General features: G+C 64.0%; 25 protein-coding genes and 1 pseudogene. All 26 read left to right on the top strand.

The genetic code is table 11. From position 1 onward, the window contains the following. Nucleotides 1–77 (top strand): annotated as a pseudogene (locus tag IEX61_RS08220) (transposase); the annotation flags it as partial. Between the two features lie 1,415 nt (nucleotides 78–1,492). Further along, nucleotides 1,493–1,678, top strand: a complete 186-nt coding sequence (locus tag IEX61_RS08215) for a hypothetical protein (RefSeq protein WP_188817529.1) — start codon at nucleotides 1,493–1,495, stop codon at nucleotides 1,676–1,678. Between the two features lie 74 nt (nucleotides 1,679–1,752). Then, on the top strand, nucleotides 1,753–2,184 hold the full coding sequence (locus IEX61_RS08210) for a GNAT family N-acetyltransferase (protein WP_054672501.1): 432 nt from the start codon (nucleotides 1,753–1,755) through the stop codon (nucleotides 2,182–2,184). A gap of 150 nt (nucleotides 2,185–2,334) precedes the next feature. Next, nucleotides 2,335–2,547, top strand: a complete 213-nt coding sequence (locus IEX61_RS08205) for a hypothetical protein (RefSeq protein ID WP_054672499.1) — start codon at nucleotides 2,335–2,337, stop codon at nucleotides 2,545–2,547. Nucleotides 2,548–2,753: 206 nt separating this feature from the next. Next, nucleotides 2,754–3,446: a ClpP family protease gene (locus IEX61_RS08200; protein WP_172673592.1), complete on the top strand. Its 693-nt coding sequence runs from the start codon at nucleotides 2,754–2,756 to the stop codon at nucleotides 3,444–3,446. Beyond that, nucleotides 3,443–3,667, top strand: coding sequence for a YlzJ-like family protein (locus tag IEX61_RS08195; RefSeq protein WP_054672497.1), 225 nt, complete (start codon nucleotides 3,443–3,445; stop codon nucleotides 3,665–3,667). Before IEX61_RS08200 ends, IEX61_RS08195 begins: the two co-directional genes overlap by 4 nt. A gap of 109 nt (nucleotides 3,668–3,776) precedes the next feature. After that, nucleotides 3,777–6,203, top strand: a complete 2,427-nt coding sequence (locus IEX61_RS08190) for a DNA translocase FtsK (RefSeq protein WP_229725785.1) — start codon at nucleotides 3,777–3,779, stop codon at nucleotides 6,201–6,203. Between the two features lie 117 nt (nucleotides 6,204–6,320). After that, entirely contained in the window at nucleotides 6,321–7,043 is a 723-nt protein-coding gene (locus IEX61_RS08185) for a GntR family transcriptional regulator (RefSeq protein ID WP_188817533.1), read from the top strand. 115 nt (nucleotides 7,044–7,158) lie between these two features. Next, nucleotides 7,159–8,229: a BMP family lipoprotein gene (locus IEX61_RS08180; RefSeq protein WP_054670897.1), complete on the top strand. Its 1,071-nt coding sequence runs from the start codon at nucleotides 7,159–7,161 to the stop codon at nucleotides 8,227–8,229. Nucleotides 8,230–8,334: 105 nt separating this feature from the next. After that, complete coding sequence (locus IEX61_RS08175; protein ID WP_054670902.1) at nucleotides 8,335–9,846, top strand: ABC transporter ATP-binding protein; 1,512 nt, start codon at nucleotides 8,335–8,337, stop codon at nucleotides 9,844–9,846. Continuing rightward, nucleotides 9,843–10,958 carry an ABC transporter permease gene (locus tag IEX61_RS08170; protein ID WP_308423728.1) on the top strand — a complete coding sequence of 372 codons (1,116 nt, stop codon included), beginning with the start codon at nucleotides 9,843–9,845 and terminating at the stop codon, nucleotides 10,956–10,958. Before IEX61_RS08175 ends, IEX61_RS08170 begins: the two co-directional genes overlap by 4 nt. Continuing rightward, nucleotides 10,942–11,907 carry an ABC transporter permease gene (locus IEX61_RS08165; RefSeq protein ID WP_188817527.1) on the top strand — a complete coding sequence of 322 codons (966 nt, stop codon included), beginning with the start codon at nucleotides 10,942–10,944 and terminating at the stop codon, nucleotides 11,905–11,907. Before IEX61_RS08170 ends, IEX61_RS08165 begins: the two co-directional genes overlap by 17 nt. 400 nt (nucleotides 11,908–12,307) lie before the next feature. Beyond that, nucleotides 12,308–13,597 (top strand): EF-P 5-aminopentanol modification-associated protein YfmF, encoded by a 1,290-nt coding sequence (gene yfmF, locus IEX61_RS08160; protein WP_229725784.1) that lies wholly within the window; start codon nucleotides 12,308–12,310, stop codon nucleotides 13,595–13,597. Then, on the top strand, nucleotides 13,594–14,910 hold the full coding sequence (yfmH, locus tag IEX61_RS08155) for an EF-P 5-aminopentanol modification-associated protein YfmH (RefSeq protein ID WP_188817525.1): 1,317 nt from the start codon (nucleotides 13,594–13,596) through the stop codon (nucleotides 14,908–14,910). Before yfmF ends, yfmH begins: the two co-directional genes overlap by 4 nt. Further along, complete coding sequence (ymfI, locus tag IEX61_RS08150) at nucleotides 14,907–15,659, top strand: elongation factor P 5-aminopentanone reductase (protein WP_188817523.1); 753 nt, start codon at nucleotides 14,907–14,909, stop codon at nucleotides 15,657–15,659. Before yfmH ends, ymfI begins: the two co-directional genes overlap by 4 nt. Nucleotides 15,660–15,735: 76 nt before the next feature. Continuing rightward, nucleotides 15,736–15,984 carry a DUF3243 domain-containing protein gene (locus IEX61_RS08145; protein WP_054671583.1) on the top strand — a complete coding sequence of 83 codons (249 nt, stop codon included), beginning with the start codon at nucleotides 15,736–15,738 and terminating at the stop codon, nucleotides 15,982–15,984. A 150-nt stretch (nucleotides 15,985–16,134) separates the two neighbouring features. Further along, a complete protein-coding gene (locus IEX61_RS08140; protein WP_054671581.1) occupies nucleotides 16,135–16,899 on the top strand; it encodes a YmfK family protein in 765 nt (254 codons plus the stop codon). Nucleotides 16,900–16,916: 17 nt separating this feature from the next. Beyond that, on the top strand, nucleotides 16,917–17,825 hold the full coding sequence (locus IEX61_RS08135; RefSeq protein ID WP_188817521.1) for a helix-turn-helix domain-containing protein: 909 nt from the start codon (nucleotides 16,917–16,919) through the stop codon (nucleotides 17,823–17,825). Between the two features lie 125 nt (nucleotides 17,826–17,950). Beyond that, nucleotides 17,951–19,279, top strand: coding sequence for a 30S ribosomal protein S12 methylthiotransferase RimO (gene rimO, locus IEX61_RS08130; protein WP_054671590.1), 1,329 nt, complete (start codon nucleotides 17,951–17,953; stop codon nucleotides 19,277–19,279). After that, on the top strand, nucleotides 19,276–19,854 hold the full coding sequence (gene pgsA / locus IEX61_RS08125; protein WP_188817519.1) for a CDP-diacylglycerol--glycerol-3-phosphate 3-phosphatidyltransferase: 579 nt from the start codon (nucleotides 19,276–19,278) through the stop codon (nucleotides 19,852–19,854). Before rimO ends, pgsA begins: the two co-directional genes overlap by 4 nt. Nucleotides 19,855–19,918: 64 nt before the next feature. Beyond that, nucleotides 19,919–21,163 carry a competence/damage-inducible protein A gene (locus tag IEX61_RS08120; RefSeq protein ID WP_188817517.1) on the top strand — a complete coding sequence of 415 codons (1,245 nt, stop codon included), beginning with the start codon at nucleotides 19,919–19,921 and terminating at the stop codon, nucleotides 21,161–21,163. A gap of 98 nt (nucleotides 21,164–21,261) precedes the next feature. Next, nucleotides 21,262–22,902, top strand: coding sequence for a DEAD/DEAH box helicase (locus IEX61_RS08115; protein WP_188817516.1), 1,641 nt, complete (start codon nucleotides 21,262–21,264; stop codon nucleotides 22,900–22,902). A gap of 110 nt (nucleotides 22,903–23,012) precedes the next feature. Next, nucleotides 23,013–24,068 carry a recombinase RecA gene (gene recA / locus IEX61_RS08110; RefSeq protein WP_054673202.1) on the top strand — a complete coding sequence of 352 codons (1,056 nt, stop codon included), beginning with the start codon at nucleotides 23,013–23,015 and terminating at the stop codon, nucleotides 24,066–24,068. A 60-nt stretch (nucleotides 24,069–24,128) separates the two neighbouring features. Further along, nucleotides 24,129–24,764: a RecX family transcriptional regulator gene (locus IEX61_RS08105; protein WP_188817514.1), complete on the top strand. Its 636-nt coding sequence runs from the start codon at nucleotides 24,129–24,131 to the stop codon at nucleotides 24,762–24,764. Further along, entirely contained in the window at nucleotides 24,761–25,753 is a 993-nt protein-coding gene (locus IEX61_RS08100) for a metallophosphoesterase family protein (RefSeq protein WP_188817512.1), read from the top strand. The genes IEX61_RS08105 and IEX61_RS08100 overlap by 4 nt, the downstream gene beginning before the upstream one ends. Further along, nucleotides 25,750–26,578 (top strand): AAA family ATPase (locus IEX61_RS08095; protein WP_188817509.1); only part of this gene is annotated, 829 nt, incomplete at its 3' end. The genes IEX61_RS08100 and IEX61_RS08095, both read left to right, overlap by 4 nt.

Genomic DNA, 26,578 nt, shown 5'->3' with positions numbered 1-26,578 from the left:
ATCTGTTCGGCATCCGTTCCATGCGTCAAACCATCAAGGAAATCGAAACCAATATCGCCTACCGGTGGTTTTTGGGATAGTATCCTTTTTGTTCTCAGACAACAAGAAAACTCCCTCGGCTGCGTTGGCACCGAGGGAGTTTGTCTGCAGTCTGATCAAAGTAAACTCAATGTTATTCAACGACCAAAAATCAGCGTCAGAATAGGCTAAATGAAACTCAAGGGCATTAAATGCACTACCGATTTCAAAATGGAAGTGTGATCTCGCCGAGCCGCACGGGAGCCGGGAATCCTTGCGCTGCAAGGGTTCTCGGCTTTCGTCTTTTTTGAGTCCTCCGTTTGACCACATGTTGACTACCTTTAGTTAGACTAAGGCGATTTGCAGTGGTTTTTGAGGCTCGCTGGGTGAAGCATTATGGAGAGCGTGGGATCGTCGAGGGGGGCGGGCCGGTTGATACGGCTTTTGGCGTCACGGACAAACGGGGAGCTGGCTGAAGGGACCCAATCGGAAGGATTGGGACGTGTATTTGACAAAGGAGCGATGATGGAAAGAGGAAAAAGAGCCTTTTTCGTTGTCCGAATCCCTTGTATTCGGTGCACTTTCACCTTCACAAAACTGTCAATCCCCCACCGCAAGGTGGGGGCAAACGCTTTCTGGACCGTTTGGGGCCATGTCGAAAAAGTTGTCTGACAATACTTACCCCACGAAGAAGGAGACAAAAGGTTGACCATGAAAAAAGCAGGTTGCTCCTCTTTTTGGTAAACTCAAAAGGAGAAGAACCTTCCTCAAAGGAGAAGATCCGTATGGCCATTATACCACAAGGCTCCCTGTTTTCGTGGAACGAAATTGCCGGACTCGGTGATCTCGAACGCCTGAAGCTTGTGCTTGAACATCTCCCGGAAGTTGAGTCCATATTCTTGTGTAAAAAGACTCTCTGAAAAAATCAGAGAGCCATTTCCAATCCCCCTCGGTTAGAATAGATTGGACCAAGATAAACCAACAGTCGGAAGCCAGCTGATGCGAACTTTTACAGCTGGCTGAAAAGCCGCGGGCTGCATGGTGTTGATGTGGTGGTGTCCGTCTGCGCGCCCTTCATGTTGCAAAAAATCCGTCGGTGTCTGCACGTCAACCCCTGAGCAGCGGAAGGTGGTAGACAGTGAGCAATGAAGCCCAGTATCTGATCCGATTATGCAATGATTTCCTGAATGACAGGTATAGATGCAGCACAATTCGTGGAGAGGTATCAAGCTTATTATGAGGGTCACCAGGAACAGTTGAGCAGGGATGAGTTCGAAATACTGGATACTCTCTATAGCTGCGACAACTTGTAGTGAAAAAGGTAAAAAGCTTGGCGAAAATCCCATAAGAAACAACAATAAGGGTTTTCTTGGTAAACTGAAGGGATTTTGACAACGCCTTTCGCACCTTTTTTCCTCGTCCCCCATAGGGATGTCATAGGAAGACCTGGAGGTGAGCGGGCTTGAAAACGCCCATGAAGCTCAAGCTGATACCCGAAACCATCGAGCGATTTCGCGCGCTCAAGACGGTGCTCAAAATTGAGAACGACGAGGACCTGTTTGAACGCCTGTTGCATCGTGAAATTCAAGCCTTGCAGGGTTCGGAAAAGGCAGCCTTTGATGCGTTGCTCCAAGTGTGGTCAAAGAAGCGCAAGGGCTGAGGGTGTCTTCGGCCCTGTCGCACGTTTCAGATCAAAAAGAGAAAGAAGCAGTTGTGGGGAGGGGAGACGGACAGATGGCAACCGTCGCGATCCGCGAGCTGACAACGGAGGAAGCGTGGCGGCAGGCGTTTCCGGTGATGCGTGAGCTGCGTCCCCACTTGGACGAGGCCGCGTACCTGGACTATCTTCGCGAAATGCGCGAACAAGGGTATACCCTCTTTGGCCTCTTCTGCGGGGAGGAGCTGGTCGCCGTCGCGGGAGTGATCCGGCTTACAAACTTATATTATGGGCGTCACGTGTGGGTATACGATCTCGTGACGCGAGAGGATCGGCGGTCCCGCGGTTTCGGGGAGGCGCTCCTCTGGCACATCCACGAGTGGGCGAGAAAGCACGGCTGCGGGGTTGTGGCCCTGTCCTCGGGCCTGCAGCGTGTGCGAGCCCACCGGTTTTACGAGGAGAAGATGGGGTACGAAAAGACGAGTTACGCGTTCAAGAAGACGCTGTAAATTGGCGAAGGTTGGTACCTGACGGTTCCGCATCGTCTGCCGGTTGGTCCAAACGGGGCCGGAGGAGATCCCGTGCGCCGAAGGGCACTTGAAGGACCCGTGGCGTCGGCGTATAATATACGAACAAACGTTCGTGTGTGGAGGTGCCGCATGCGAAGGGATCTCCGACGGTACCTGGCCCTCGGCCAACCGGTGGAAATCGTGTACCTCCACCGGGACGGCGCGATTACGCAGCGTCGCGTCAAGCTTCTTTTCGTCGGCGACACCCACATTCGCGGGTATTGTTATCTGCGCCGCGCGGTGCGGCAGTTTGCCATTGCCAACATTTTGGCTGTGTTCCCCGCAGTCCGGTGGGCAGGGTGATCCCGGTTGTTGACAGGGGATGATGGCCGTGATGGTGGCGCATACTACAGACAACGTTTGCATGAGGAGGAACGGGTATGCGCCCCGATGAACGGCACATGACGAGGAACGAAGGGTTAATTGGGCTGGGTGGCCTGATTGGCAAAGGCGAATTTGGCGAGGCGAACCAACAGCCGGCACCGGCCCCGCCGCAACAGACGCCCCCGATGACACCGACCCCGCCGGTGGTCGGCACCCTCCAGGCGTTGGGGCAGACCAACGTGCCGCAATTGGAAAGCAACATCTATTGCTTGGCCATCATTGGGCAGATCGAGGGCCATCTGACGCTTCCGCCGCAGAACAAGACAACCAAGTACGAACACATCATCCCGCAGCTCGTTGCCGCGGAACAGAACCCCAAAATCGAGGGCATCCTCATCATCCTGAACACCGTCGGCGGCGACGTGGAGGCCGGGTTGGCCATCGCCGAGTGCATTGCTTCGCTGACGAAACCGACCGTTTCGCTCGTGTTGGGCGGCGGGCACAGCATTGGCGTGCCCATCGCCGTGGCGGCCGACTACTCCTTTATCGCCGAGACGGCGACGATGACCATTCACCCGATTCGCCTGACGGGCTTGGTCATCGGGGTGCCGCAGACCTTTGAGTACCTCGACAAGATGCAGGAGCGCGTGGTCCGTTTCGTGGCCCGCCATTCGAAGTGTCCGGAAGAAAAGTTCAAGGAACTGATGTTCAAAACGGGGGAGCTGACGCGCGACATCGGCACGAACGTGATCGGTCCGGATGCGGTCAAGTACGGGCTGATCGACGCTGTCGGCGGTTTGGGTGAGGCCATTGCCGAGCTCAATCGCCGCATCGAGGCGTACCGCGAGAAACGGAAACAGGGCGTGACGCTGCAATGATCCACTACGTGGCCCTGCCCCTGGAGCTTGTCTTTGAGGGGTTCGAGACGTACCGGCCCGACCTGGTGGAAACCACCGTTGGCGGGGTGACGATGCTGATCGAGCGAACAAGTCCCGTTGAAGGACGCATCGTGCGCGTCATCAGCCCGAACCCGCAAGACTACCTGAACCCGCAAATTGCCCCCGGCACGGCGGTGCGGTTTGTCCCGCAGTGGGGCTAAACCGGCTGTACCCGTCGTGGCATTCAATGGTATACTAGGGACGAGCGATCCATGAGAGCAGCCGCTTCCGCCGGCTGCTCTTTGCGCCTTAAGGGCGGTGAGGAGAAGCGTGCGAAAAGCGAAAAGCGAAAAAACCGCGGTGCGGGAGCGGGCCGGCGAGGTGATTCGCCTGGAGCTGACGGCCCTGTCCGTATTGCTCCTGTCTGTCGTGACGCTGGGGCAGTTTGGCGCCGTGGGGCGTGCGCTCACCTATCTGTGCCGCGTCCTGGTGGGGACGTGGAATTTTGTGCTCCCCCTGATGGGGATTGCCGCGTCGCTGTACGCCATGGTGCGCCTGCGCTGGCCGACGGGGCTCACCCGTCGACGCGTGGGCGTGCTTCTGCTGTTTGGGTGCCTGCTTATCGGCACGCACATCCAGCTGTTCGACGCTTTGTCGGCAGGCGGGCGGTTTCCGCCGTCCATCGTCGCCGAGACGGCCAAACTGGTGTGGGCGGAACGAAACAGCGACGTGCCGACCGACATCGGGGGCGGGATGATCGGGGCCGTCGGTCTTGCGCTGCTCATCTTCCTCTTCGATCGGGAAGGCACGCCGGTGGTGCTGGCCTTTTTGTTCCTTGTTGCCCTCTTGCTGTCCACCGGCCTGACCTTTGCCCGCATTCTTCAGAGCATAACCGCTGCGGCGAAACGGCTCCGCACGGAGGTGCGCAATTGGGCGGTGCGGCAAGCGGGCCAGTGGCGCGCGCGCGGGCGCACCTTCCCCTCGCTCCGCCACCGCTTGGCCCGCAAGCGAGGCAAAGGCGCCAATCCCGCGGACGGCGTGACGCCAGCGGACAAAGGCGAGGGGGAAGAGGCGGCCCCGCCGCTGGTCATCCACGACTTCGCCGACGTCGCCTACCGGCAGGAGGCGCTGCGCTTTCCAGAGCTGGAGGAGTCGGCGCCGGAAGGGTCTTCTGGACAGCGGCGCGGCCACACCCCGCCGTCGGGCGAAGGGAAGACGGCAGGGCCAACCGATCCGGCGCGGGAGGGGGGAGCTTCGACGGCCGAGGGGGAGGGCCACACCACACAAACGGCCAAGACGCTGACGCCAGAAGAGCGCGAGGCGCGGCGTTTGGCGGCCGAACGGTACCAACTCCCTCCCTTTTCCCTTCTCCAGAAAGGCACCGGGCGCCACAGCGGACGGGAGCACCGCGACATTGCCGCCAACGCCCGGAAGCTGGAAGAGACCCTGGAAAGCTTTGGCGTGTCGGCCCGGGTCATCTCCGTTCACCGCGGGCCGGCGGTGACGCGCTACGAGGTGCAGCCCAGCATCGGCGTGAAGGTGAGCCGCATCGTCAGCCTGGCCGATGACCTGGCTCTCGCCCTGGCGGCGCGGGACATTCGCATCGAAGCGCCCATTCCCGGCAAATCGGCTGTCGGCATCGAAGTCCCGAACAACGAGATTGCTCTCGTGACGCTGCGCGAGGTGTTGGAAAGCGCGGCCTTCCACGAGTCGCCGTCCAAGCTGACCATCGCCCTGGGGCGGGACATCTCCGGCGAACCGGTGGTGGCCGATTTGGCCAAGATGCCGCACCTTCTCATCGCCGGGGCGACGGGGAGCGGCAAGAGCGTCTGCATCAACAGCATTGTGGTGAGCCTGTTGTACAAGGCCAAGCCCCACGAAGTGAAGCTGATGATGATCGACCCGAAGATGGTCGAGCTGACGGTGTACAACGGCATCCCCCACTTGCTTACCCCTGTCGTCACCGATCCGCGCCGCGCCGCGCAGGCGCTGAAGAAAGTGGTGCAGGAGATGGAGCGCCGCTACCACCTGTTTGCCGAAAAGGGGGCGCGGGACATTCACCGCTACAATCAGCTCGTGGCCGAGCAGGAGGGCGGTTTGGAACCGGCCCTGCCGCAGATTGTCGTCATCGTCGACGAGCTGGCCGACCTGATGATGGTTGCCCCCGGCGATGTGGAGGACGCCATCTGCCGTCTGGCGCAGATGGCCCGCGCGGCGGGCATTCATCTCATCCTCGCCACGCAGCGGCCGTCGGTAGACGTGATCACCGGGGTGATCAAGGCCAACATCCCGTCGCGCATCGCCTTTGGCGTCTCCTCGCAGGCCGACTCGCGCACCATCCTCGACATGGCCGGGGCGGAGAAGCTGCTCGGCCGCGGGGACATGCTCTTTCTCCCCGTCGGCGCACCAAAGCCGATCCGCGTGCAGGGCGCCTTTGTTTCCGACAGCGAAGTGGAAGCGGTGGCCTCTTTTGTCCGAACCCAGCAGGAGCCGGAATACGCGGAAGAGATGATGCCCACGCCGGAGAAGGAAGGCGAGCTGGCGGTTGACGACGACCTGTACGAGCAGGCCGTGCAGCTCGTTATCGAGGCCCAATCGGCCTCCGTCTCCATGCTCCAGCGCCGCCTGCGCATCGGCTATGCGCGCGCGGCGCGGCTCATCGACATGATGGAAGCCAACGGCATCGTCGGGCCGTACGAGGGGAGCAAGCCGCGCGAAGTGTTAATAAAAAAAGGGGATACGCGCATCTCCTCTTAAGGGCTGGATTTTTCCAGCCCACTTTTTTTGTTGCCGAGAAGGAATTTGCGCGCGCGCGTCGAAGAGGTCTTACCGGTCAGACGTCATACTTCAGGTGGGGGGTGGGACGCCGTGCGCATGGTCTCCCGTCCGCTGTACCTTCACGTCATCGATTGGATCAAGGAGCAGATACGCGAGGGCCGGTTTGCGTCCGGCGAGCGGCTGCCGTCGGAGTTTGAGCTGGCCAAGCAGCTCGGGGTGAGCCGTTCCACGCTGCGCGAAGCCTTGCGCATTCTCGAGGACGAAAACGTCGTGATCCGGCGGCACGGGGTCGGCACCTTCGTCCATCCGCGGCCGCTGTTTTCGAGCGGCATCGAAGAGCTGTTCAGCGTGACGGACATGATCGCCGCCCATGGCAAGCGGCCGGGAACCCATTATTTGTTTACCGGTCGCGTTAAAGCCCAAGCGGAGGATCGGGAAAAACTGAACGTATCGGAAAAGGACGAGGTGGTCGTGATCGAGCGCCTCCGCACCGCCGACGACGAGCCGGTCGTGTACTGCATCGACAAGATTCCCGCCCACCTGCTTCCGGATCCGGTGCCGCTTCATTATCCGTCCATTTTTCAGCTCCTGGAGCGTGAGGCCGGCATCCGCATCAGCTATGCCGTGGCCGAGATCGAACCGGTGGGCTATCACGAAAAGGTCTCGTCCCTCCTTTCCTGCGCGCCGGAGACGGCTCTTCTCCTCTTGAAGCAGGTGCACTACGATGTCGACGAAAACCCGGTGCTCTATTGCTTCAACTATTTTCGCGCCGATCGGTTCCGCTTCCGGGTTGTGCGCCGGCGCCTGCTCACGCGCTAGCGCGTGCGACCGGTTTTGTAAGGGTTTTCATTCTCTGGTGTCCACCCTCCCTGAGGTCTGACCCGGTTCCCTTTGATCGGTACCCCATCATACAGAAGGAGGTTGTCGGTTTTCCATGATCCGAGCAAAGAAATGGGTTGCCGGAGCAACGGCGGCGGTGCTCGCGCTCGCCCTTGTGACGGCGGGATGTGGCACGGCGAAGAACGAGAACAACGCGCAAGGCGGGGGTGGCGGCAACAAAACCTTCCGCGTGGCCATGGTGACCGACGTCGGCGGGGTGAACGACAACTCGTTCAACGAAAGCGCGTGGAACGGGTTGCAGAAGCTCCAACAAGACAAGGGCGTCGAGGTCAAATATGTGGAAAGCAAGAACGACGCCGACTATGTGCCCAACCTGACCTCGTTCGTCAAAGACGGCTACGACCTGACGTGGGGCATCGGCTATCTCATGGGCGACGCGGTGAAGGAAGTGGCCAAGAAGAACCCGGACGCCAAACTGGCCATCGTCGATTTCGACCTGAGCAAAGAGGGCCTGAAGAACGTCGCCAGCGTCACCTTCAAAGAGCATGAGGGGTCCTTCCTGGTGGGCGTCATCGCCGGGATGATGACGAAGACGAACAAGGTGGGCTTTGTCGGCGGCATGGAGTTTGACGTGATCAAGCGCTTTGAGAACGGGTTCAAAGCGGGCGTCAAGACGGTCAACCCCAAGGCCGACGTGGTCGTCGTGTACACAGGGGCCTTCAACAAGCCCGATCTCGGGAAGCAGGCCGCGGCGTCGATGTACGACCAAGGGGTGGACATCATCTTCCACGCGTCGGGGCAGACGGGTGACGGCGTGTTCAACGAGGCCAAGGAGCGCCGCAAAGCGGGCAAAACCGTGTGGGTGATCGGCGTCGACAAGGACCAGTCCCTCACCTTTGGCACCGACGTGACGCTCACCTCGATGGTGAAGCGCGTGGACAACGCCGTGTACACGGTGTCCGAGAAACTGCTGAACGGCCAGTTCCCCGGCGGGCGGGTGCTGCAGCTGGGGTTGAAAGAAGACGGTGTCGGCATCCCGGAAACTACCAAGCAGAACGTTCCGGCTGACGTGCTGGCCAAGGTGGAGGAATACAAGCAGAAGATCATCAATGGTGAGATCAAGGTGCCGGCCACGGACAAGGAATACCAGGCGCAGTTCAAATAATGGGGCCACGCAAGCAGGCGACAGGGCTGGGGGCAACCGGCCTTGTCGCCTTGCTTGCGGCCTTTAGCGAAGGGAGGGTGTGCGGTGTCCGAGTATGTGGTGGAGATGCGGGGGATCACCAAGCGGTTTCCCGGCATCGTGGCCAACGACAGGATCGATTTGCGGGTGCGCCGCGGCGAGATTCATGCGCTGCTTGGAGAAAACGGTGCCGGCAAGTCGACGCTGATGAACATCCTCTTTGGCTTGTATCAGCCAGACGAAGGGGAAATCTACATCAAAGGTCAAAAAGTGGCCATTACGGATCCCAACGTGGCCAACGCGCTGGGCATCGGCATGGTGCACCAGCATTTCATGCTTGTCGAGCCCTTCACGGTAACGGAAAACATCGTGCTCGGCGCCGAGCCGCGGCGGGGCGCGACGATCGATTACGCCGCCGCCGAGGCCAAGGTGCGCCAGCTGTCGGAACGGTACGGGCTCAAAGTGGACCCGCGGGCCAAGATTCGCGACATCTCCGTCGGCATGCAGCAGCGCGTGGAGATTCTCAAGACGCTGTACCGCGGTGCGGACATCCTCATTTTAGACGAGCCCACCGCCGTCCTCACCCCGCAAGAGACGCGCGAACTGATCGCCATCATGAAGAATCTGGTTCGGGAAGGCAAATCGATCATCCTCATCACGCACAAGCTGAAGGAGATCATGGCTGCGGCCGATACGGTGACGGTGATCCGGCGCGGCAAGGTGGTGGGGACCGTTCCGGTGCGCGAGACGAACCCGGACCAGCTGGCGGCGATGATGGTCGGCCGCGAGGTGGCGTTCCGGGTGGAGAAGGCCCCCGCCAAGCCCGGCCCGGTGGTGCTCGAGGTGCGCAACGTGACGGCCCTCGACAACCGCGGCGTCCCGGCCCTCAACGGGATCAGCTTTGAGGTGCGTGCCGGCGAGATCTTGGGCATCGCCGGCGTCGACGGGAACGGGCAATCCGAGCTGGTCGAAGTCCTCACCGGGCTGCGCAAGGTGACGGGCGGGGAGATCCTCCTAAACGGCGAGCCGATCCACAACCGCCCGCCGCGCGCCATCGCCGAGCGCGGCGTGGCGCACATCCCGGAGGATCGCCACAAGCGCGGCTTGGTCCTCGACTTTTCCATCGGCGAGAACATGGTGCTCAGCACGTACCACAAACCGCCGTTCAGCCAAAAGGGGCTGCTCCGCCACGAGGCCATCGTGGCCCATGCGGAGAAGCTCATTCGGGAATTTGACGTGCGCACGCCGAGCGTGGACACTCCGGCGCGGGCGCTTTCGGGCGGGAACCAGCAGAAGGCGGTCATCGCGCGGGAGATCGACAAGAATCCGGTGCTCTTGATCGCCGCCCAGCCGACGCGGGGGCTCGACGTCGGGGCGATCGAATTCATCCACCGCCGGCTCATCGAGGCGCGCGACCAGGGCAAGGCGGTCCTGCTCGTTTCCCTCGAGTTGGACGAGATTTTGAACGTGGCCGACCGTATCGCCGTGATTTACGAAGGGCGCATCGTGGACGTGGTGGACGCCCGTGCCACCGACGAGAACGAATTGGGGCTGCTCATGGCCGGCAGCCGGCCGCAGGGGAAGGAGGGGGGGCAATGAACGGAACAGACCGCCGCAGCCTGCAAACGCGCTTCATGGGCCTGTTTCTCAAGGAGTCGGCGTTGGTGCCCGCGGTTTCCGTCGTGCTGGGCCTTGCCGTGGGGGCGCTGCTCATGCTGGCCGGAGGCTACGACCCCGTTGCGGCGTATGGCGCCCTGTACGAAGGGGTGTTCGGCAACCTGTACAACTTCGGCGAGACCATCCGGCAGGTGACGCCCCTCATCTTCACCGGGCTGTCGGTGGCCTTTGCCTTTCGCACGGGCCTGTTCAACATCGGGGCCGAAGGGCAGTTTCTGGTCGGCTCGCTGGCCGCGGTGTGGGTCGTCGTGGCCGTCGACGCGCCGGCGGGGGTGCACGCGCTCTTGGCTCTGCTGGCCGGGGGATTGGCCGGCGCGCTGTGGGGGGTCGTGCCCGGCTACCTGAAGGCCAAGCGCGGCGTGCATGAAGTGATCACGACGATCATGATGAACTGGATCGCCCTGTATTTGACCAACTACTTGATTCGCGCGTACCTGAAAGCCGACGCCGAACGTTCCGTGGAAATCCGTCCGTCGGCAAGCTTGCAGGCGGATTGGCTGAGCGCCCTGTTTGACGACGCGCGCATTCATCTGGGCATCCTGTTGGCGCTTCTGGCTTTGGTGGCCTATTACGTGGTGTTGTGGAAGACGCGGTGGGGCTTTGAACTGCGCGCCGTGGGGCTCAACCCCTATGCCGCCGAGTACGCCGGTATGGACGTGTCGCGGAGCATCGTTTCGGCGATGATGGCCAGCGGCTTCCTCGCGGGGCTGGGCGGCGCGGCGGAGGCGCTGGGCGTGTACGGGTACATGGCCATCAGCGCCATCTTCCCGGGGTACGGCTTCGACGGCATTGCCGTCGCCCTTCTGGGCGGCAACACCCCGCTGGGCATCCTCCTCGGCGCGGTGCTGTTCGGGGCCCTCAACTACGGGGCCAACACGATGCAGCGGCTGGCGGACGTGCCCATCGAGCTGATCCGCGTCGTGATCGCCCTCGTCATCTTTTTCGTCGCGGCCAGCGGCGTTGTGCGCACGCTTGTCGGGCTGTTCCGCCGCACCAAGGGGAAGGGGGGCGTCACCGATGGCGTGGCTTCTTAGCCTGGGCGACATCATCCACAACACGCTGGTCTTCTCCACGGCCCTGATCCTCGCCGCCGTGGGCGGGGTGTTCTCCGAGCGTTCGGGGGTGGTCAACATTGCCCTCGAGGGCCTCATGATCGTCGGGGCCTTTGCCGGCGCCGTGACGGCCATTTTTCTCGGGGAAGGGGCCGGTTGGGGCGATGCGGCGCCCTATGTGGCCCTCGCGGTGGCGGCGCTTGCCGGGATGCTCTTTGCCTTGCTGCATGCCGTGGCCACGGTGACGTTTCGCGCCGACCAGGTGGTGAGCGGCGTGGCCCTCAACTTTCTGGCCTTTGGGTTCACCATCTTCATGGTGAAGCTCCTCTTCGACGGCGCGGCGCAGACGACGACCATCCAGCATCCCCTGTCGGAATGGCGCATCCCCGTGTTGAGCGAGATCCCCGTCATCGGACGGGCGCTGTTTGTCGCCTATCCGACAACGTACCTGGCCTTCTTGGCGGTGGCCGCGGCCTACTTCGTGCTGTGGAAGACGCCCTTTGGGCTGCGCCTGCGGGCCGTCGGCGAGCATCCGCGGGCGGCCGACACGCTGGGCATCCACGTGCAGCGCATCCGCTACTACGCCGTGTTGATCAGCGGGGCGCTGGCCGGCCTGGGCGGCGCCAGCGTGGCGCTGACGACGACGTCGAACTTCAGCCACAGCACCATCGCCGGACAGGGGTTCATCGCCCTGGCGGCGATGATCTTCGGCAAGTGGCACCCGGTCGGGGCCATGCTGGCCGCCCTGTTCTTCGGCCTCACCCAAGCGGCCCGCACGATCATCCAGGTCCTGGGCCTGGCGAAGGTGGTGCCGGTTGACCTGATCAACCTGCTTCCGTATGTGGTGACGATTCTCGTCTTGGCCGGGGTGGTGGGGCGCGCCGAGGCCCCGGCCGCGCTGGGCAAGCCGTATGTCAAGGGCGGGCGGTAATCGGCGACGGCTCTCGCCGCAATTGCACGGCCTCCGCGCGTACGCCGCGCCAAATGGGGCACGCTAAGGGTATCCCGATGTCGGTGTGGAGGTGGGGCCCTGTGTGGACGTGCCCGCATTGCGGCGGGACGCGCGGTTTTTTCTTTTCCGATGAGAACCTGCAAGGCATGCTCTGCCTGGCGCCCGATTGCGGACGCTTTGATGCCACGGCCGTCCTCCCGGCCCATGAGGCGTCTGGTGACGCGCCGCTGCCTCCCCAATGAGCCGCGAGCGGGATTCCCGCTCGCGTTTTCGCTTGCGCGGGTGGTGGGCGGCCGGCCCATCGGATACAATACAGGTAATGAGCGGATCCAAGAAGGCCATGAACGGAATCATGCTGGCACAAAAAGGAGCGATAGGCGTGAACGGTCCGGCGTTTGTGCAAGTGGCCGAACAAGGCGTGCGCTATCATGTTTTGCCGACGGAAAAATTCAAAACGAACACCGTGGTGGTCAACGTGCAGCTGCCGCTGGCGGAGGAAACGGTGACCCCGGCCGCCCTCTTGCCCTTTGTGCTCAAGCGCGGAAGCCAAACCTATCCCACGACGAAAGCCCTCCAGCGCCGCTTAGACGAGCTGTATGGCGCGTCGCTGGAGGTGGATGTGGCCAAGCGCGGCGAGCGGCAGATCCTCCAGTTCCGCCTCGAAGTGGCCAATGAGGCCTATCTCACCGATCCGGTGCCGCTCCTGACCGAGACCCTCGCCGTGTTGCGCGACGTCCTGACGCGTCCCGTCGTCGAGGACGGCGCCCTGGCGTCGGCGTTCGTGGCCTCGGAGAAGGAGCGGTTGCGCAAGCGGCTGGAAAGCCTCCTCGACGACAAGATTCGCTACGCCAGCCAGCGCTGCACGGAGGAAATGTGTCGGGAGGAGCCGTACCGCCTTTTTGCCTACGGCCGCAAGGAGGGCCTCGCCGCCATCACGCCGCAGTCTCTCTACGACCTGTACCAGGACCTGTTTGCCCGTTACCCCATCGACGTGTTCCTCGTTGGCGACGTCGACCCCGACCGGGCCCAGCACGCATTGGGCAAGCTGTTTGACGGGCTGTCGCGCCGGCCGAAGGACACGCTGCCGCCGACGGTGATCAAGACGGCGGTGGCCGAGCGGCGCACCGTGGTGGAGCGGTTGGACGTGACGCAGGGCAAGCTGAACATCGGCTGCCGCACGCCGGTGACGATCGCCGACGCCGACGCGTATCCGGCCCTGCTCGTCTACAACGGCGTGCTGGGCGGTTTTCCCCACTCCAAGCTGTTCGTCAACGTGCGGGAGAAGGCCAGCCTCGCGTACTACGCCGCGTCGCGCCTCGATTCACACAAGGGCATCCTGATGATCTTCTCCGGCATCGCCATCGAGAATTTTGAAAAGGCCCTGGCCATCATCGAGGAGCAGCTGGCCCTGCTGCGGCGCGGGGAGATCACCGACGACGAGCTCCAGCGGACCAAGGCCTCGCTGGCCAACCAGTACCGGGAGCTCCTCGACAACCCCCGCCAGCTCATCGACTTTGCGTATCACAGCGTGCTGGCCGAGCGGCCGATCACCGTGGACGGGCTCATCGAGGGCATCATGGGCGTGACGAAGGACGATGTGGTGCGCATCGCCGAGGGCGTTGTCGTCGACACCGTGTACTTCCTGCGCGACAGGGGGAACGAGTCATGAAGACGATCGTCTATGCGCAGCTGAAGGAAACCCTTCACCATGACCGGCTCCCGAACGGGCTCGACGTGTACGTCCTGCCCAAGCCGGGCTTTCACAAGACGTACGCCACCTTCGCCACGCGCTACGGCTCCGTCGACAACCACTTTGCCCCGCCGGGGAAGGAGCCGATCCGCGTGCCGGACGGCATCGCCCATTTCCTCGAGCACAAAATGTTCGAGGAAGAGGACGGTGACATTTTCCTGCGCTTTTCCTCCCTTGGCGCCTCGGCCAACGCTTACACGACCTTCGAGCGCACCACCTACCTCTTTTCCTGCACCGAAAACGTCGAGGAGAACCTGACCACGCTCCTCGACTTTGTCCAGCGCCCCTACTTTACCGACCAGAACGTGGAGAAGGAGAAGGGCATCATCGCCCAGGAGATCCGGATGTACGACGACGACCCCGAGTGGCGGGCCTACTTTGGTCTGCTTCAGGGGCTGTACCACCGTCACCCCGTGCGCACGGAGATTGCCGGCACGGTGGAGTCGATCCAGACGATCACGAAAGAGCTCCTCTACACCTGTTACGAGACCTTTTATCACCCGTCCAACATGGCCCTGTTTGTCGTTGGCCCCGTCGATCCCGGACGCATCTTGTCCCTGGTGGCCGAAAACCAGGCCAAGAAAACCTTTGACCCGCCCGGCGCCATCCGCCGCTTCTATCCGGAAGAGCCGGATGGCGCGCGCCAAGCCCGCGTCGAGATCGCCCTGCCGGTTGGCGTGCCGAAGTGCTTGTTCGGCTTTAAGGACCCGTCCGGCGGCGAGACGGGCGACGCGCTGCTCAAGCGGGAGCTGGCCACGAAGCTCCTCTACGATATCGTCTTGGGGCCGGGCTCCGATCTGTACCAGAAGCTGTACGACGACGGCCTGATCGACGACACCTTCGGGGTGGAGGTGTCCGTGGAGACGACGTACAGCTTTTCCCTGGCCGGCGGCGACACGCCCGACCCCGACCGGCTGCTCGACGAGGTGCAGAAGGGGCTGGAAGCGGTCGCGCGAAGCGGCATCTCCGTCTCCGACTTCGAGCGGGCCCGGCGCAAGAGACTCGGGGAGTTTCTGGCCCAGCTCAACGCTCCCGAGTTCATCGCCAACCAGTTCACGAAATACCGCTTCCAGGACACCGATCTGTTCCGGACGGTGGCCCTCCTCGAGGCCCTCACCGCCGATGACGTCAACGCGCGACTGGCCGAGCACTGGGACTTTGCCCGCTTTTCCGCCTGCATCGTTCGCTCCCCCCAGGGTAAGGAGGAAGCCGCGAAGGAGGGGCGGGCGTGACCCACGACCGTCCCCTCGCCGGGCGGTGGGCCCTCGTAACCGGCGCGTCGGGCGGCATCGGCCAGGCCATTGTTCGCGCCCTCGTCGCCCAGGGGGCCAACGTGCACATCCATTACCACCGCCGCGAGCAGGAGGCGCGGGCCCTTGCAGAATGGTGCCGCGCCCAGGGCGCGATGGCCTTTTGCCATCGCGCCGATTTGCGCGTGGGCGCCGAGCGCGAGGCGCTTTTCGAACGCGTCGCCGCCTCGGGCCGTCCGCTCATCTTGGTGAACAACGCCGGAACCTCCCATTATGGCCTGGCCGTCGAGATGACGGAAGCGGAATGGGATGCCCTCTGCGACCTGCACCTCAAGGCGGCCTTTTTCGCCTGCCAGCGCGTCATCCCGTGGATGGTGGCGGCGCGGTTCGGGCGCATCATCAACATCTCGTCGGTGTGGGGCCTCACCGGAGCGGCGTGCGAGGTGGCCTATTCGGCGGTCAAAGGGGGGCTCAACGCCATGACGAAGGCCCTGGCCAAGGAGCTCGCCTCCAGCGGCATTACGGTGAACGCCGTGGCGCCGGGGGCCATCGACACGCCCCTCGACGCGTTCCTGTCGCCTGCGGATCGGCAGGCCCTCGCGCAGGAGATTCCGGCCGGGCGGCTGGGGCAGCCGGAGGACGTGGCGGCCTTGGTGGCCTTCTTGGCCACGCCGGCGGCCGGGTACATCACCGGACAGGTGATTGCCGTCAGCGGGGGGTGGCAGGCGTAAGCGCCGCATAATTTCGTCCCTCCGCGATCACCCTAAACCTGAACCCAACCCCATCGCAACCAGGAGGGACGAACGCATGTCGGTGCTCGACTCCTTTGATCAGTGGAAGCAATTCCTCGCCCAGCGCGTGGAACAGGCGCAGAAAATGGGGATGTCGACGGACGCCATTTCCAACGTGGCGTATTACATCGGCGATTACCTGGCCAACGAAGTGGATCCCAAAAACCGTGAGGAGCGCCTCCTGAAGGAGTTGTGGGAGGCCGGAACGGAAGAGGAGCAGAAGACGCTGGCCAACCTGATGGTGAAGATGGTCAGCAAGCCGTAAACACACCGATGCGCAAACCCTTCTTGCCCGTCAAGAAGGGTTTTCCTTATGTTCGAGAATTTGCTGCCCATGCAAATTCTTTTGCAGGCCGGAGGGCTTCCGTGTAGAATGAGGAAGAGGGAGAGGCGAAAGCCGGAAGGGAGTGGCGCGATGAACGAATGGTATTTGGAGTATGAGATCACGAAGAACCGCCCGGGCCTGTTGGGCGATGTGGCTTCCCTTCTGGGGATGCTTGGGGTCAGCATCGTCACGATCAACGGGGTGGAAAACCGGCGACGGGGCATGCTCCTCGCCACCGACGACGACCATAAAATCAAAGTCCTTGAAGGCCTCCTCCGCAACATTGAAAACATTCGGGTAACCCGCCTCCGCCCGCCGACGCTCCTGGATCGGTTGGCCGTGCGTCACGGGCGCTACATCGAACGCGATTCCGACAACAAGAAAACCTTTCGCTTCGTGCGCGACGAGATCGGGCTGTTGGTTGATTTTTTGGCGGAGATTTTTAAAAAGGAAGGCCACCAGATGATCGGCATTCGCGGCATGCCGCGCGTCGGCAAGACCGAGTCGCTCGTGGCGGCCAGCGTGTGCGCGAACAAGCGGTGGACCTTCATTTCGTCCACCTTGTTGCGCCAGACGGTGCGAACGCAGCTGGCCGACGACGAGATTTCGCCGGATCATGTTTATTTGATTGACGGCATTGTTTCCACGCTGCGCGCGAATGAGCGGCACCACCTGCTGGTGCGCGAGATCATCCGCTTTCCCGCCACCAAATGCGTGGAACATCCCGACATCTTCGTGCGGGAGACCGAGTTTGAATGGGACGACTTTGATTACATCATCGAGCTGCGCAACCATCCGGACGAAGAGATCACGTACGAAGCCATCGAAGGCGGATTTTCCGCCTTTGATTTCTGAAGCCGGGAGGTGAGCGTATGTCGGCCGAACTGGGGGAAATGCTGCGGCGCGCGCGGGAAGCAAAGGGGCTCACCCTGGAGGACCTGCAGGAGCGAACGAAAATTCAGCGCCGCTACCTGGAAGCGATCGAGCGCGGCGACTTGCACGTGTTGCCCGGCCATTTCTACACGCGCGCCTTTGTTCGCCGGTACGCGGAGATGGTGGGGCTGGATCCCGACCAGATCGTTCAGCAGTACGAGGCGATCTTGCCGAAAACCGAAGAACCCGCCCCCGTTTCGACGATCACCCAGTCGCGGGCCAGCCGGCGCCGCGCGATGGCGGCCGGCGGATGGACGGTGCGCGTCCTTCTGTACGCGTTTGTGGCCTTGATTGTGGTGGTGCTCGTCCTGGCGTGGCGGCATGGAACGAACACGGCACCGGAAGGGCAAGACCCCTTCCAAAACGGCACGGTGCAGATTGAACCGCCTCCTTCGTCTGATTCGCAGGCGGCGCGAACGGTACCCGGATCGCCCGTTGCGCCGAGCGCGCCAACGGATCAGGTGGACAAGCCCGATCAGCCGAGCGAGCCGGTCGCCCAGCCCCAGCTGCAGCCGGTCAAGACCGACGGCCCGACGTGGGTGTACGTCGTGAAGGGGGCCGACCGGCTGACGATTGCCGTTACGGCGTCCCGCGAACGGTGCTGGCTGCAGGTGCGCAAGGCGGAGGAGGCGGGCGGGCGGTTCCGAAACGGCGCGGTGATCGAAGAGGTTTCGCTGGCGCGCGGGCAGAGCAAGACGTGGGAGATTGCCGACGCGGCCGCGATCCGGTTGCGCCCGGGGAACGCCCCTGGCGTGGATGTGACGATCAACGGCGTGCCGCTCCCGACGACGGACATGCCGCAACCCGTTACCGTTTACCTGAAACGCGAAACGGCGCCGACGCCTTAAGGCGGCTTAGACCGACCTGCATCCCGATGAAGCCGTGCGGGGTGCAGGTTTTTGCTTTTGACACCTTGAACACGGTTGCAGTATACTTTGGGGAGGAAACTGGAAATGCGTTGGAGGAACCACGCATGGCAGAAAAAGTGGCGATTGTGACTCTGGGTTGCGAAAAGAACCTCGTTGACTCCGACATCATGTCCCAGTTGATTGAGGAAAAGGGCTACCAACGCGTCGCGTCGCCGGCGGAGGCGACGGTGTGCATCGTCAACACCTGCGGGTTTATCGACGCCGCGAAGGAAGAGTCGATCCAGACCATCCTCGACATTGCCGATTACAAGGAAACCGGACAGCTCAAGGCGCTCATCGTCGCCGGCTGTTTGACCCAGCGATACAAGGAAACGCTGATGCAGGAGATGCCGGAGATTGACGGCATCGTCGGCACGGGGGATTTTGACAAAATCGCGGACATCATCGAGGAGGCGCTGGCGGGGCACAAACCGGTGCGGGTCGGGAATCCCGTCTTTTCTTATGAGCGCGTCTGGCGCCGCAACGTGGCCAAGGGAACGGCCACGGCGTACCTGAAGATCGCCGAAGGGTGCGACAACCGCTGCACCTTCTGCATCATTCCCCAGCTGCGCGGACCTTTTCGCAGCCGTTCCTTCGAGTCGATCGTGGAGGAGGCGCGCCTCTTGGCCGAACAGGGCGTCAAGGAGCTGTGCCTGATCGCCCAGGACCTCACGAATTACGGGGTGGACCGCTACGGTCGCCACGCCCTGCCCGAGCTTATCCATCGCGTGGCCGAGGTGGACGGCATCGAGTGGATCCGGCTCCACTACATGTATCCGGGCGCCTTTACCGACGAGCTGCTCGAGGTGATCGCCACCAACCCCAAGGTGTGCAAGTACATCGACATGCCGCTGCAGCACAGCGAAGACCGGATCCTGAAGCGGATGCTCCGCCCCGGGCGCCAGCGCGACATCCGGGAGCTGATCGCCAAGATCCGCGACCGCATTCCCGACGTGGCCCTGCGCACGTCGATCATCGTCGGCTTCCCGGGCGAGACGGAGGAAGAGTTTGAACGCCTGTGCGCCTTCGTGCGGGAGATCGAGTTCGACCGCCTCGGCGTGTTCACGTATTCGCAGGAGGAAGGCACCCCCGCGGCGCGCCTTCCGGACCAGATCGACGAGGAGACGAAGGAGCGCCGCGCGAGTACGCTGATGGAGATTCAGCGCGAGGTGGCCGCCCGGCGCTCCCAGCGCTTCATCGGGAAGGAGCTGCCCGTCCTCATCGAGCGCTACGACGGCCAGAGTGACGTCTATATCGGCCGTACGCAATACGACGCCCCGGAAATCGACGGCGAGGTGTTCGTCACCGGCTACCGCGGCGAACCGGGACGGATCGTTCCCGTGCGCATCACCCATGCCCATGATTACGATCTGACAGGAGTGGCGTGCGCGTGAACCTGCCGAACGCCATCACGCTGGCGCGCATCTTCCTTGTGCCGGTCGTCATGTTGTTCATCCTCGTGCGCTTTGACTTCGGCGCGCTGACCATCGGGGGCATGAGCACGTCGGTCAGCGAGCTGATTGCGGCCGGCGTGTTCATCGTCGCCGCGATCACCGACGGGCTCGACGGGTACATCGCGCGGAAAAGGAAGCTGGTCACCAACCTGGGGAAGTTTCTCGACCCCTTGGCCGACAAGCTGCTGGTCTCCGCCGCGCTGATCTCCCTCGTTGAACTGCAGCGCCTCGATGCGTGGGTGGCGGTGGTGATCATCAGCCGGGAGTTTGCCGTCACGGGGCTGCGCCTCGTGGCCGCGGCAGAAGGGCGTGTCATCGCCGCCAGCTCCCTCGGGAAGGCCAAGACCTGGACGCAAATCGTGGCCATTGTGGCCCTCATCATGAACAACTTCCCCTTCCGTTCCATTGGGTTCCCCTTTGACACGTTGGTCATTTGGGTCGCCATGGCGATGACGATCCTCTCCGGGATCGACTATTTCGTGAAAAACAAACACGTGATTCAGCTGAGCCGATAGCGGTAGGCGGCGCCTACGCGGGTAGGAAGAAGGCGGCCTACGCTTTCGTTTTTGGAGGCGAGCGATGAACGCAGAGATTGTGGCTGTGGGATCCGAACTGCTTCTGGGACAGATTTGCAACACGAACGCCCAGTTTCTGTCGCGCAAGCTGGCCGAGTGGGGGATTGACGTGTACGTGCACACCGCCGTCGGCGACAACGCCGCGCGGCTGCGCACCTGCTTGGAAATCGCCAGCCGCCGCGCCGACATCGTCATCCTCACCGGAGGGCTGGGCCCGACACCGGATGACCTGACCAAGGAAACAGTAGCCGACTTTCTCGGTCTGCCCCTCGAGGTGCACGGCCCGTCCCTGGCGAGGATCGAGGCCTTTTTCCGGCAGCGGGGCCTGTTGATGACGGAGAACAACCGCAAACAGGCCCTCGTGTTGAAGGGGGCAAGCGTGCTGCCCAACGAGAGCGGGCTGGCCCCGGGGATGGCCGTCTGCTCCGGCGGCAAGCTGTACGTCCTTCTGCCGGCCCCCCCGCGCGAGCTGGTGCCGATGGTGGAACGGCACCTGCGCCCGGTGCTGGAGGCCTTCGCGCCGACGCGCGCCGTCGTGCACTCGGAGGTGCTGCGCTTTTTTGGCATCGGCGAGGCGGCCCTGGCCGAGAAGGTGGCCGACCTGCTTGATGCCCAGACCAACCCGACGGTGGCGCCCCTCGTGGAGGACGGCGAGGTGACGCTGCGGCTGACGGCAAAGGCGCCGTCTCGCGAGGAGGCGCGCGCGCTCATCGGCCCGGTGAAAGAAGCCATCCTCGCCCGCCTGGGGCACCACTACTATGGATCGGACGACGACCGCCTGCCCGTTGTCGTCGTGCGCCGGCTGGCCGCGCGCGGGTGGCGTCTGGCCGTCGCCGAAAGCTGTACCGGCGGCTTGATCGCCGAGCTTGTCACGGGCGTGCCCGGCGCCTCCCGCGTGTTTGCCGGCGGCATCGTGGCCTACGCGCCGGAGGCCAAACGGCGCCTCCTGGGGGTGTCGGACGAAACCCTCGCCGCCCATGGGACGATCAGCCCCGCTTGCGCGCGGGAGATGGCCGCGGGCGTTCGGCGCGCCCTCGACGCCCAGGTGGGCCTGGCGGTGACCGGCGTGGCCGGGCCCGATCCGGCCGAAGGCAAGCCGGTGGGCGAGGTGCACCTGGGCCTGGCGCTGCCGGACGGCACGGTGCGGACCGAAGCGTTGCAGCTCGCTGGCGATCGCGAGGCGATTCGCCTGCGGGCGGCCAAGCACGCCCTGTTTTGGCTGTGGCGGGCGCTGGGCGATGGCCAATAACCCTCTTGTGCCAAGCAAAACCGCGACGCCACCTCGAGTGGCAGCGAACGCGAACGAAATCGCGAGAGGCGAAGAAGAACGAAAGGTGAGCGAGACGAATGGCAGACTTTGCGCAACTCGGGATTTCCCAAGAGATTCTCGATGCCCTTGCCGACATGGGCTTCGAAGAACCGTCGCCGATCCAGGCGGCGTGCATCCCCCTCGTTCTTGACGGCCGCGATGTGATCGGCCAGGCCCAGACGGGAACGGGGAAGACGGCGGCGTTCGGCATTCCCATCGTCGAACGGGTCACCCCCGCGCCGCACGTGCAGGCCATCGTGCTGACGCCGACGCGGGAGCTGGCCATCCAGGTGGCCGAGGAGATCGGCCGAATCGCCAAGTACAAGCGGGGCGTGCGCGCCCTGCCCATCTACGGCGGACAGTCGATTGAGCACCAGATCCGGGCGATGAAAAAAGGGGTGCAGATCGTCATCGGTACGCCGGGGCGCGTGCTCGACCATTTGCGCCGCAAGACGCTGCGCCTCGACGAGGTGCGCTTTTTCGTGCTCGATGAGGCCGACGAAATGCTCGACATGGGCTTCATCGACGACATTGAAGCCATCCTCCGCCTGGTGCCGAAGGACCGCCAGACGCTGCTCTTTTCGGCGACGATGCCGCCGGAAATTCGCCGCCTGGCCCTGCAGTACATGAACCGGCCGGAGACGGTGGCCATCTCCCGCGGCACGGTGGCCGCGCCGACGGTGACGCAGGTGTACTATCGCGCCCTGGAGAGCCAGAAGCTCGACGTGCTGTGCCGCATCCTGGACGCCGAGGAGGTCGAGCGCGGCATCCTCTTCTGCCGCACGAAGAAGGGCGCCGCCGAGCTGGCCCAGGCCCTGCAGACGCGCGGCTACAGCGCCGACGCGCTGCACGGCGACCTGAACCAATCGCAACGCAACAAGGTGATGGACGCCTTCCGCAGCGGGGAGCTGGAGCTGCTCGTTGCCACCGACGTGGCCGCCCGCGGCATCGACGTGGAGAACGTCACCCACGTGATCAACTACGACATCCCGCAAGATCCGGAAAGCTACGTGCACCGCATCGGGCGCACCGGACGGGCCGGCAAGACGGGGATGGCCATCACGCTCGTGACGCCGCGGGAGATGAAGCAGCTGCAACACATCGAGCGCGTGGTCAAGGTGTCGATCGAACCGCGCGAGGTGCCCACGGTCAGTGAGCTGGGCGACCGGCAGATCCAGTACTGGACGGCGCAACTGACGGCCCAGTTGGAGAAGAAGGACCTCGACCTCTATCGCGCCTTCGTGCAGCAGTGGGTGGACGACGGCGGTGACCTGGCCGACCTGGCCGCCGCCGCCCTGAAGCTGGCCTTCGGGCCGGGCGAGGCAGAGGACGAGGAGTACAACTTTGGCGACACCGGCGCCCGCGACGGCATGGTGCGCTTCTTCCTCAACGTCGGCCGTAGCGCCGGGCTCGGCCCGCGCGAGGTGGCCGATGTGATCGCCGAGCAGGCCGGCATCCCGGCGCGGGCGATTGGCCGGATCGACCTCTTCGAGTCCTTCGCCTTTGTCGAGGTGCCCGCCGACGTGGCGCCCTTCGTGTACGAGGCGCTGCGCAACGCGCGCATCAACGGGCGGCGGGTGAACGTGGAGCCGGCCAAGCCGCGTGAGGGTCGGACGGGCGAAAACGGGGCGCGCAAAACGGGGAAGAAGGGCAAGCGCGCGCAGGCGCCGGTGGGCTGAGGCGAACATTTTTTCGCCTCTCCTCTTGGCAATCCGCCCAAAAGCATGTATGATGGAAGAGAAGTGGCATGCAGCGCCTTTCGGAAATTGGGGGAAAAGGGGAGAGCGTTGTGTCCGATCGACGTGCGGCCTTGGAGATGGCCCTGCGCCAGATCGAGAAGCAGTTTGGAAAAGGGGCCATCATGCGCCTTGGGGAAGCGGCGCAGGCACAGGTCTCCACGGTTTCCAGCGGCATTCTCGGGTTGGACATCGCCTTGGGGGTCGGCGGCTATCCGCGCGGGCGGATCATCGAGGTTTACGGCCACGAGTCGTCGGGGAAGACGACGGTCGCCCTCCACGCCATCGCCGAGGTCCAGAAGATCGGTGGCACGGCGGCGTTCATCGACGCCGAGCACGCCCTCGACCCGGTCTACGCGCAGAAGGTGGGCGTCAACATCGACGAGCTGCTCCTCTCTCAGCCCGACACCGGCGAACAGGCGCTGGAGATCGCCGAGGCGCTGGTCCGCAGCGGGGCCGTCGACATCATCGTCGTCGACTCGGTAGCCGCCCTCGTACCGAAGGCGGAAATCGAGGGCGAAATGGGCGACGCCCACGTCGGCCTGCAGGCCCGCCTCATGTCCCAGGCCCTGCGCAAACTGGCCGGCGCGATTTCCAAGTCGCGCACGATTGCCATCTTCATCAACCAAATCCGTGAAAAGGTTGGCGTGTTGTTTGGCAACCCCGAAACGACGCCCGGCGGCCGCGCCCTCAAGTTTTACAGCAGCATCCGCTTGGAAGTGCGCCGGACCGAGGCGATCAAAAACGGCAATGAAGTCGTCGGGAACCGCGCGCGCATCAAGGTGGTCAAGAACAAGGTGGCGCCGCCGTTCAAGCAGTGTGACGTCGACATCATGTACGGCGAAGGGGTCTCGCGGGAGGCGAGCATCCTCGACATGGCCGCGGAGCTGGACATCATCCAAAAGAGCGGGGCGTGGTATGCGTTTGGCGACCAGCGGCTCGGCCAGGGGCGCGAAAACGCCAAACAGTTTCTCAAGGAGCACCCGGAGGTGGCCGACGCCATCGAGCAGAAGATCCGGGAGTACTACAAGATCAACCCGGTCAAAGTGTCCAGCGCGCCGGTCGACGAGGAGCCGATCGACGACGTGTTCGCGCTGGATATGGAATGACCTCCGGAAAGCACCTCAAACGGGTGCTTTCTTCTTTTTCTAAAGGCGGTGAGTCCGCACATGGACGGGGTGATTACGGCCGTTGAACCCCAGCCGGGGCGTCCCAAGCGGTACAACGTGTATGTGGACGGCGAGCTGGCCTTTTCCGTGCACGAAGACGTGGTGGTGCGCCTGCGCCTGGTGAAGGGCCGCCGCCTGGATCCCGCTGCCTGCCAGGCGGTGCTGGCGGAAGAGGAGGAAAACCGCGTCTTGCAGCGCGCCTTGCGCTTTTTGGCCGTGCGGGCGCGGGCGGAGGCGGAGGTGCGCGCCTACCTCCTGCGGTGCGGCTATGCGGCCGAGCGGATCGACGCCGTGTTGGGGCGCCTGCGCGAAGCGGGCTGGCTGGACGATGCCGCCTTTGCCCGCCAGTGGGTGGAGGCGCGCAGGGTCAGCCGTCCCCGGGGCCGGCGGCTTTTGCGCCAGGAACTGCTCCAGCGGGGCGTGGCGGCGGAGACGGTCGACGCGGCCTTGGCGGCGTGGACGGAGGAGGACGAGCGCGAGGCGGCCTACGCCCTGGCCCGCCGGCGCCTTCCGCGCTACCGCACGCCGACGGGGCTGGATGCCGCCAAGCTGTACCGCTTCCTGATCGGGAAAGGGTTTGCCCCGGGGATCGCGGGCGACGTGGTGCGGCGCCTCGCCGAGGAGGAAAACGCATGAAGCTGCTCTTTGTGACCGACACCCACATTCGCGGCACGACGCCGCGCAACCGGCGGGACAACTTTCCGGAGACGCTGAAGGCCAAGCTGGCCGAGGTGATGGAGATCGCCGCTGCCCACCGCGTCGACGCCATCCTCCACGGCGGCGATGTCTTCGACCGTCCCGACCTGGCCCCGGCGGTGGTGCGCAGCTTTGCCGCCGTGCTGCGCGACGCGCCGGCGCCCATCTACGCCGTAGCCGGCAACCACGACGTCTACGGCCACAACCCGGAGACGGTGGGCCGGACCATGCTCGGCCTCCTCGACGCCTTCGGGACGGTGCGCCTCCTGCACCCGGGTGAGCCGGTGCGCCTGGATGTGGGCGGCATCACCGTGCAGCTGACGGGCCAGCCGTTTCATTACGACATTGACCGCCGCGACGCCGCCCTCGACTACCGGCCGCCCCTTCCGCGCAACGCCGACGTCACCGTCCACCTCGCCCACGGCATGGTGACGGACAAGCCCCTCCCCGGCGGCGTGCCTTACACCCTCCTCGACACGCTGTGGGGGCCCGATGCGCCCGACGTGCTCCTGACCGGCCACTACCACGCCGGCTTTGGCGCCCGCAAGCGGGAGGGGAAGTGGATCGTCAACCCCGGGGCCTTGTCGCGCGTGAACAACCAGCTGGCCGAGGTGCGGCGCATGCCGCAGGTGGCCGTGCTCACCCTTGGCGCCGGGATCGACGTGGAATTGATCCCGCTCTCCTGCGCGCGCCCGGGCGAGGAGGTGCTCGACCGCCACTACGTGGAGCAGGCCGCCTACCGCGAAGAGAAGCTGAACCGTTTTGTCCAGCAGGTTCGTGAGGCGGCGGACTTTCAAACGCTGGAGCTGGCCCAGATTCTCGACCGCCTTGCCGGGCTGACCCAGGTGCCCGACGCCGTGCGCGAGGAGGCGCTGCGCCGCCTTGCCGCGGCCCAGGAGCGGCTGGCGAAAGGGGAGCATGCGCCGTGAAGAAGGCCATTCGCCGCGTGGTGATCGAAAACTTTCAATCCCATGAGCGCAGCGAACTGGAGTTCTCCCCCGGACTGAACGTCATCGTCGGGCCGTCGGACAGCGGCAAGAGCGCCATCGTCCGCGCCTTGCGCTGGGCGCTCTTCAACCAGCCGCGGGGGAGCGACTTCGTGCGCGCGGGTGCCGATTCCTGCCGGGTGACGGTGTGCTTCGATGACGGCACCGTCATCGTGCGCGAGCGCACGGCGGCGCGCAACCGGTATCGGGTGCGCACGCCGGACGGCCGCGAGCAGGTGTTTGAAGGCTTTGGCACCGGCGTGCCTGATGCGGTCCTCGAAGCCCACGGCCTCCGCCCCCTCGTGTTGGACGAGGACCTGGAGACCCTCGTCCACCTCGCGATGCAGCTTGACCCGCCCTTTTTGCTCGGCGAGCGGGCAGCGGTGCGGGCCAAGGTGCTGGGCCTCCTCAGCGGGGCGCACATCATCGACGCGGCCATCCGCGACACGCAGCGCGACGTGCAGGCCCTCGGGCAAGCGATCCGCCACCACGAACAGGAGATCGAACGGCTTCGCGCCGAGCTGAAGCCCTATGACGTGCTCCCGGCGTACCGCGCCGCCCTTACGCGTTCGGAGGCGGCGGGGGCGCAGGCGGAAGCGCGCCTGGAGCGCCTTGCCCGGCTGCAGGCGGCCCGCGAGGCGTGGCGCGCGGTGGAGGCGGAGCAGGCGCAGTGGCAGGCGGTTCTGGCCCGCCTTTCCGCCCTTCCTGCGGCCGAGCGCGCCCTGGACCGCCTGGAGGCGCTGGCCCTGCGCCTGCGCGAATGGCGGC

Origin of the sequence: Calditerricola satsumensis (genome assembly GCF_014646935.1) — a bacterium.
Lineage (GTDB): Bacteria > Bacillota > Bacilli > Calditerricolales > Calditerricolaceae > Calditerricola > Calditerricola satsumensis.
The sequence above is the reverse complement of the archived record's forward strand: the minus strand, read 5'-3'. Positions and strand labels throughout refer to the sequence as shown.

Bases quoted from the DNA above. Each gene is read 5' to 3' on its own strand.
- IEX61_RS08215 (WP_188817529.1), top strand. From the start codon at position 1,493: ATGAAGCTCAAGCTGATACCCGAAACCATCGAGCGATTTCGCGCGCTC.
- IEX61_RS08210 (WP_054672501.1), top strand. From the start codon at position 1,753: ATGGCAACCGTCGCGATCCGCGAGCTGACAACGGAGGAAGCGTGGCGG.
- IEX61_RS08205 (WP_054672499.1), top strand. From the start codon at position 2,335: ATGCGAAGGGATCTCCGACGGTACCTGGCCCTCGGCCAACCGGTGGAA.
- IEX61_RS08200 (WP_172673592.1), top strand. From the start codon at position 2,754: ATGACACCGACCCCGCCGGTGGTCGGCACCCTCCAGGCGTTGGGGCAG.
- IEX61_RS08195 (WP_054672497.1), top strand. From the start codon at position 3,443: ATGATCCACTACGTGGCCCTGCCCCTGGAGCTTGTCTTTGAGGGGTTC.
- IEX61_RS08185 (WP_188817533.1), top strand. From the start codon at position 6,321: ATGGTCTCCCGTCCGCTGTACCTTCACGTCATCGATTGGATCAAGGAG.
- IEX61_RS08180 (WP_054670897.1), top strand. From the start codon at position 7,159: ATGATCCGAGCAAAGAAATGGGTTGCCGGAGCAACGGCGGCGGTGCTC.
- IEX61_RS08175 (WP_054670902.1), top strand. From the start codon at position 8,335: ATGCGGGGGATCACCAAGCGGTTTCCCGGCATCGTGGCCAACGACAGG.
- IEX61_RS08170 (WP_308423728.1), top strand. From the start codon at position 9,843: ATGAACGGAACAGACCGCCGCAGCCTGCAAACGCGCTTCATGGGCCTG.
- IEX61_RS08165 (WP_188817527.1), top strand. From the start codon at position 10,942: ATGGCGTGGCTTCTTAGCCTGGGCGACATCATCCACAACACGCTGGTC.
- yfmH (WP_188817525.1), top strand. From the start codon at position 13,594: ATGAAGACGATCGTCTATGCGCAGCTGAAGGAAACCCTTCACCATGAC.
- IEX61_RS08145 (WP_054671583.1), top strand. From the start codon at position 15,736: ATGTCGGTGCTCGACTCCTTTGATCAGTGGAAGCAATTCCTCGCCCAG.
- IEX61_RS08140 (WP_054671581.1), top strand. From the start codon at position 16,135: ATGAACGAATGGTATTTGGAGTATGAGATCACGAAGAACCGCCCGGGC.
- IEX61_RS08135 (WP_188817521.1), top strand. From the start codon at position 16,917: ATGTCGGCCGAACTGGGGGAAATGCTGCGGCGCGCGCGGGAAGCAAAG.
- rimO (WP_054671590.1), top strand. From the start codon at position 17,951: ATGGCAGAAAAAGTGGCGATTGTGACTCTGGGTTGCGAAAAGAACCTC.
- IEX61_RS08120 (WP_188817517.1), top strand. From the start codon at position 19,919: ATGAACGCAGAGATTGTGGCTGTGGGATCCGAACTGCTTCTGGGACAG.
- IEX61_RS08115 (WP_188817516.1), top strand. From the start codon at position 21,262: ATGGCAGACTTTGCGCAACTCGGGATTTCCCAAGAGATTCTCGATGCC.
- IEX61_RS08105 (WP_188817514.1), top strand. From the start codon at position 24,129: ATGGACGGGGTGATTACGGCCGTTGAACCCCAGCCGGGGCGTCCCAAG.
- IEX61_RS08100 (WP_188817512.1), top strand. From the start codon at position 24,761: ATGAAGCTGCTCTTTGTGACCGACACCCACATTCGCGGCACGACGCCG.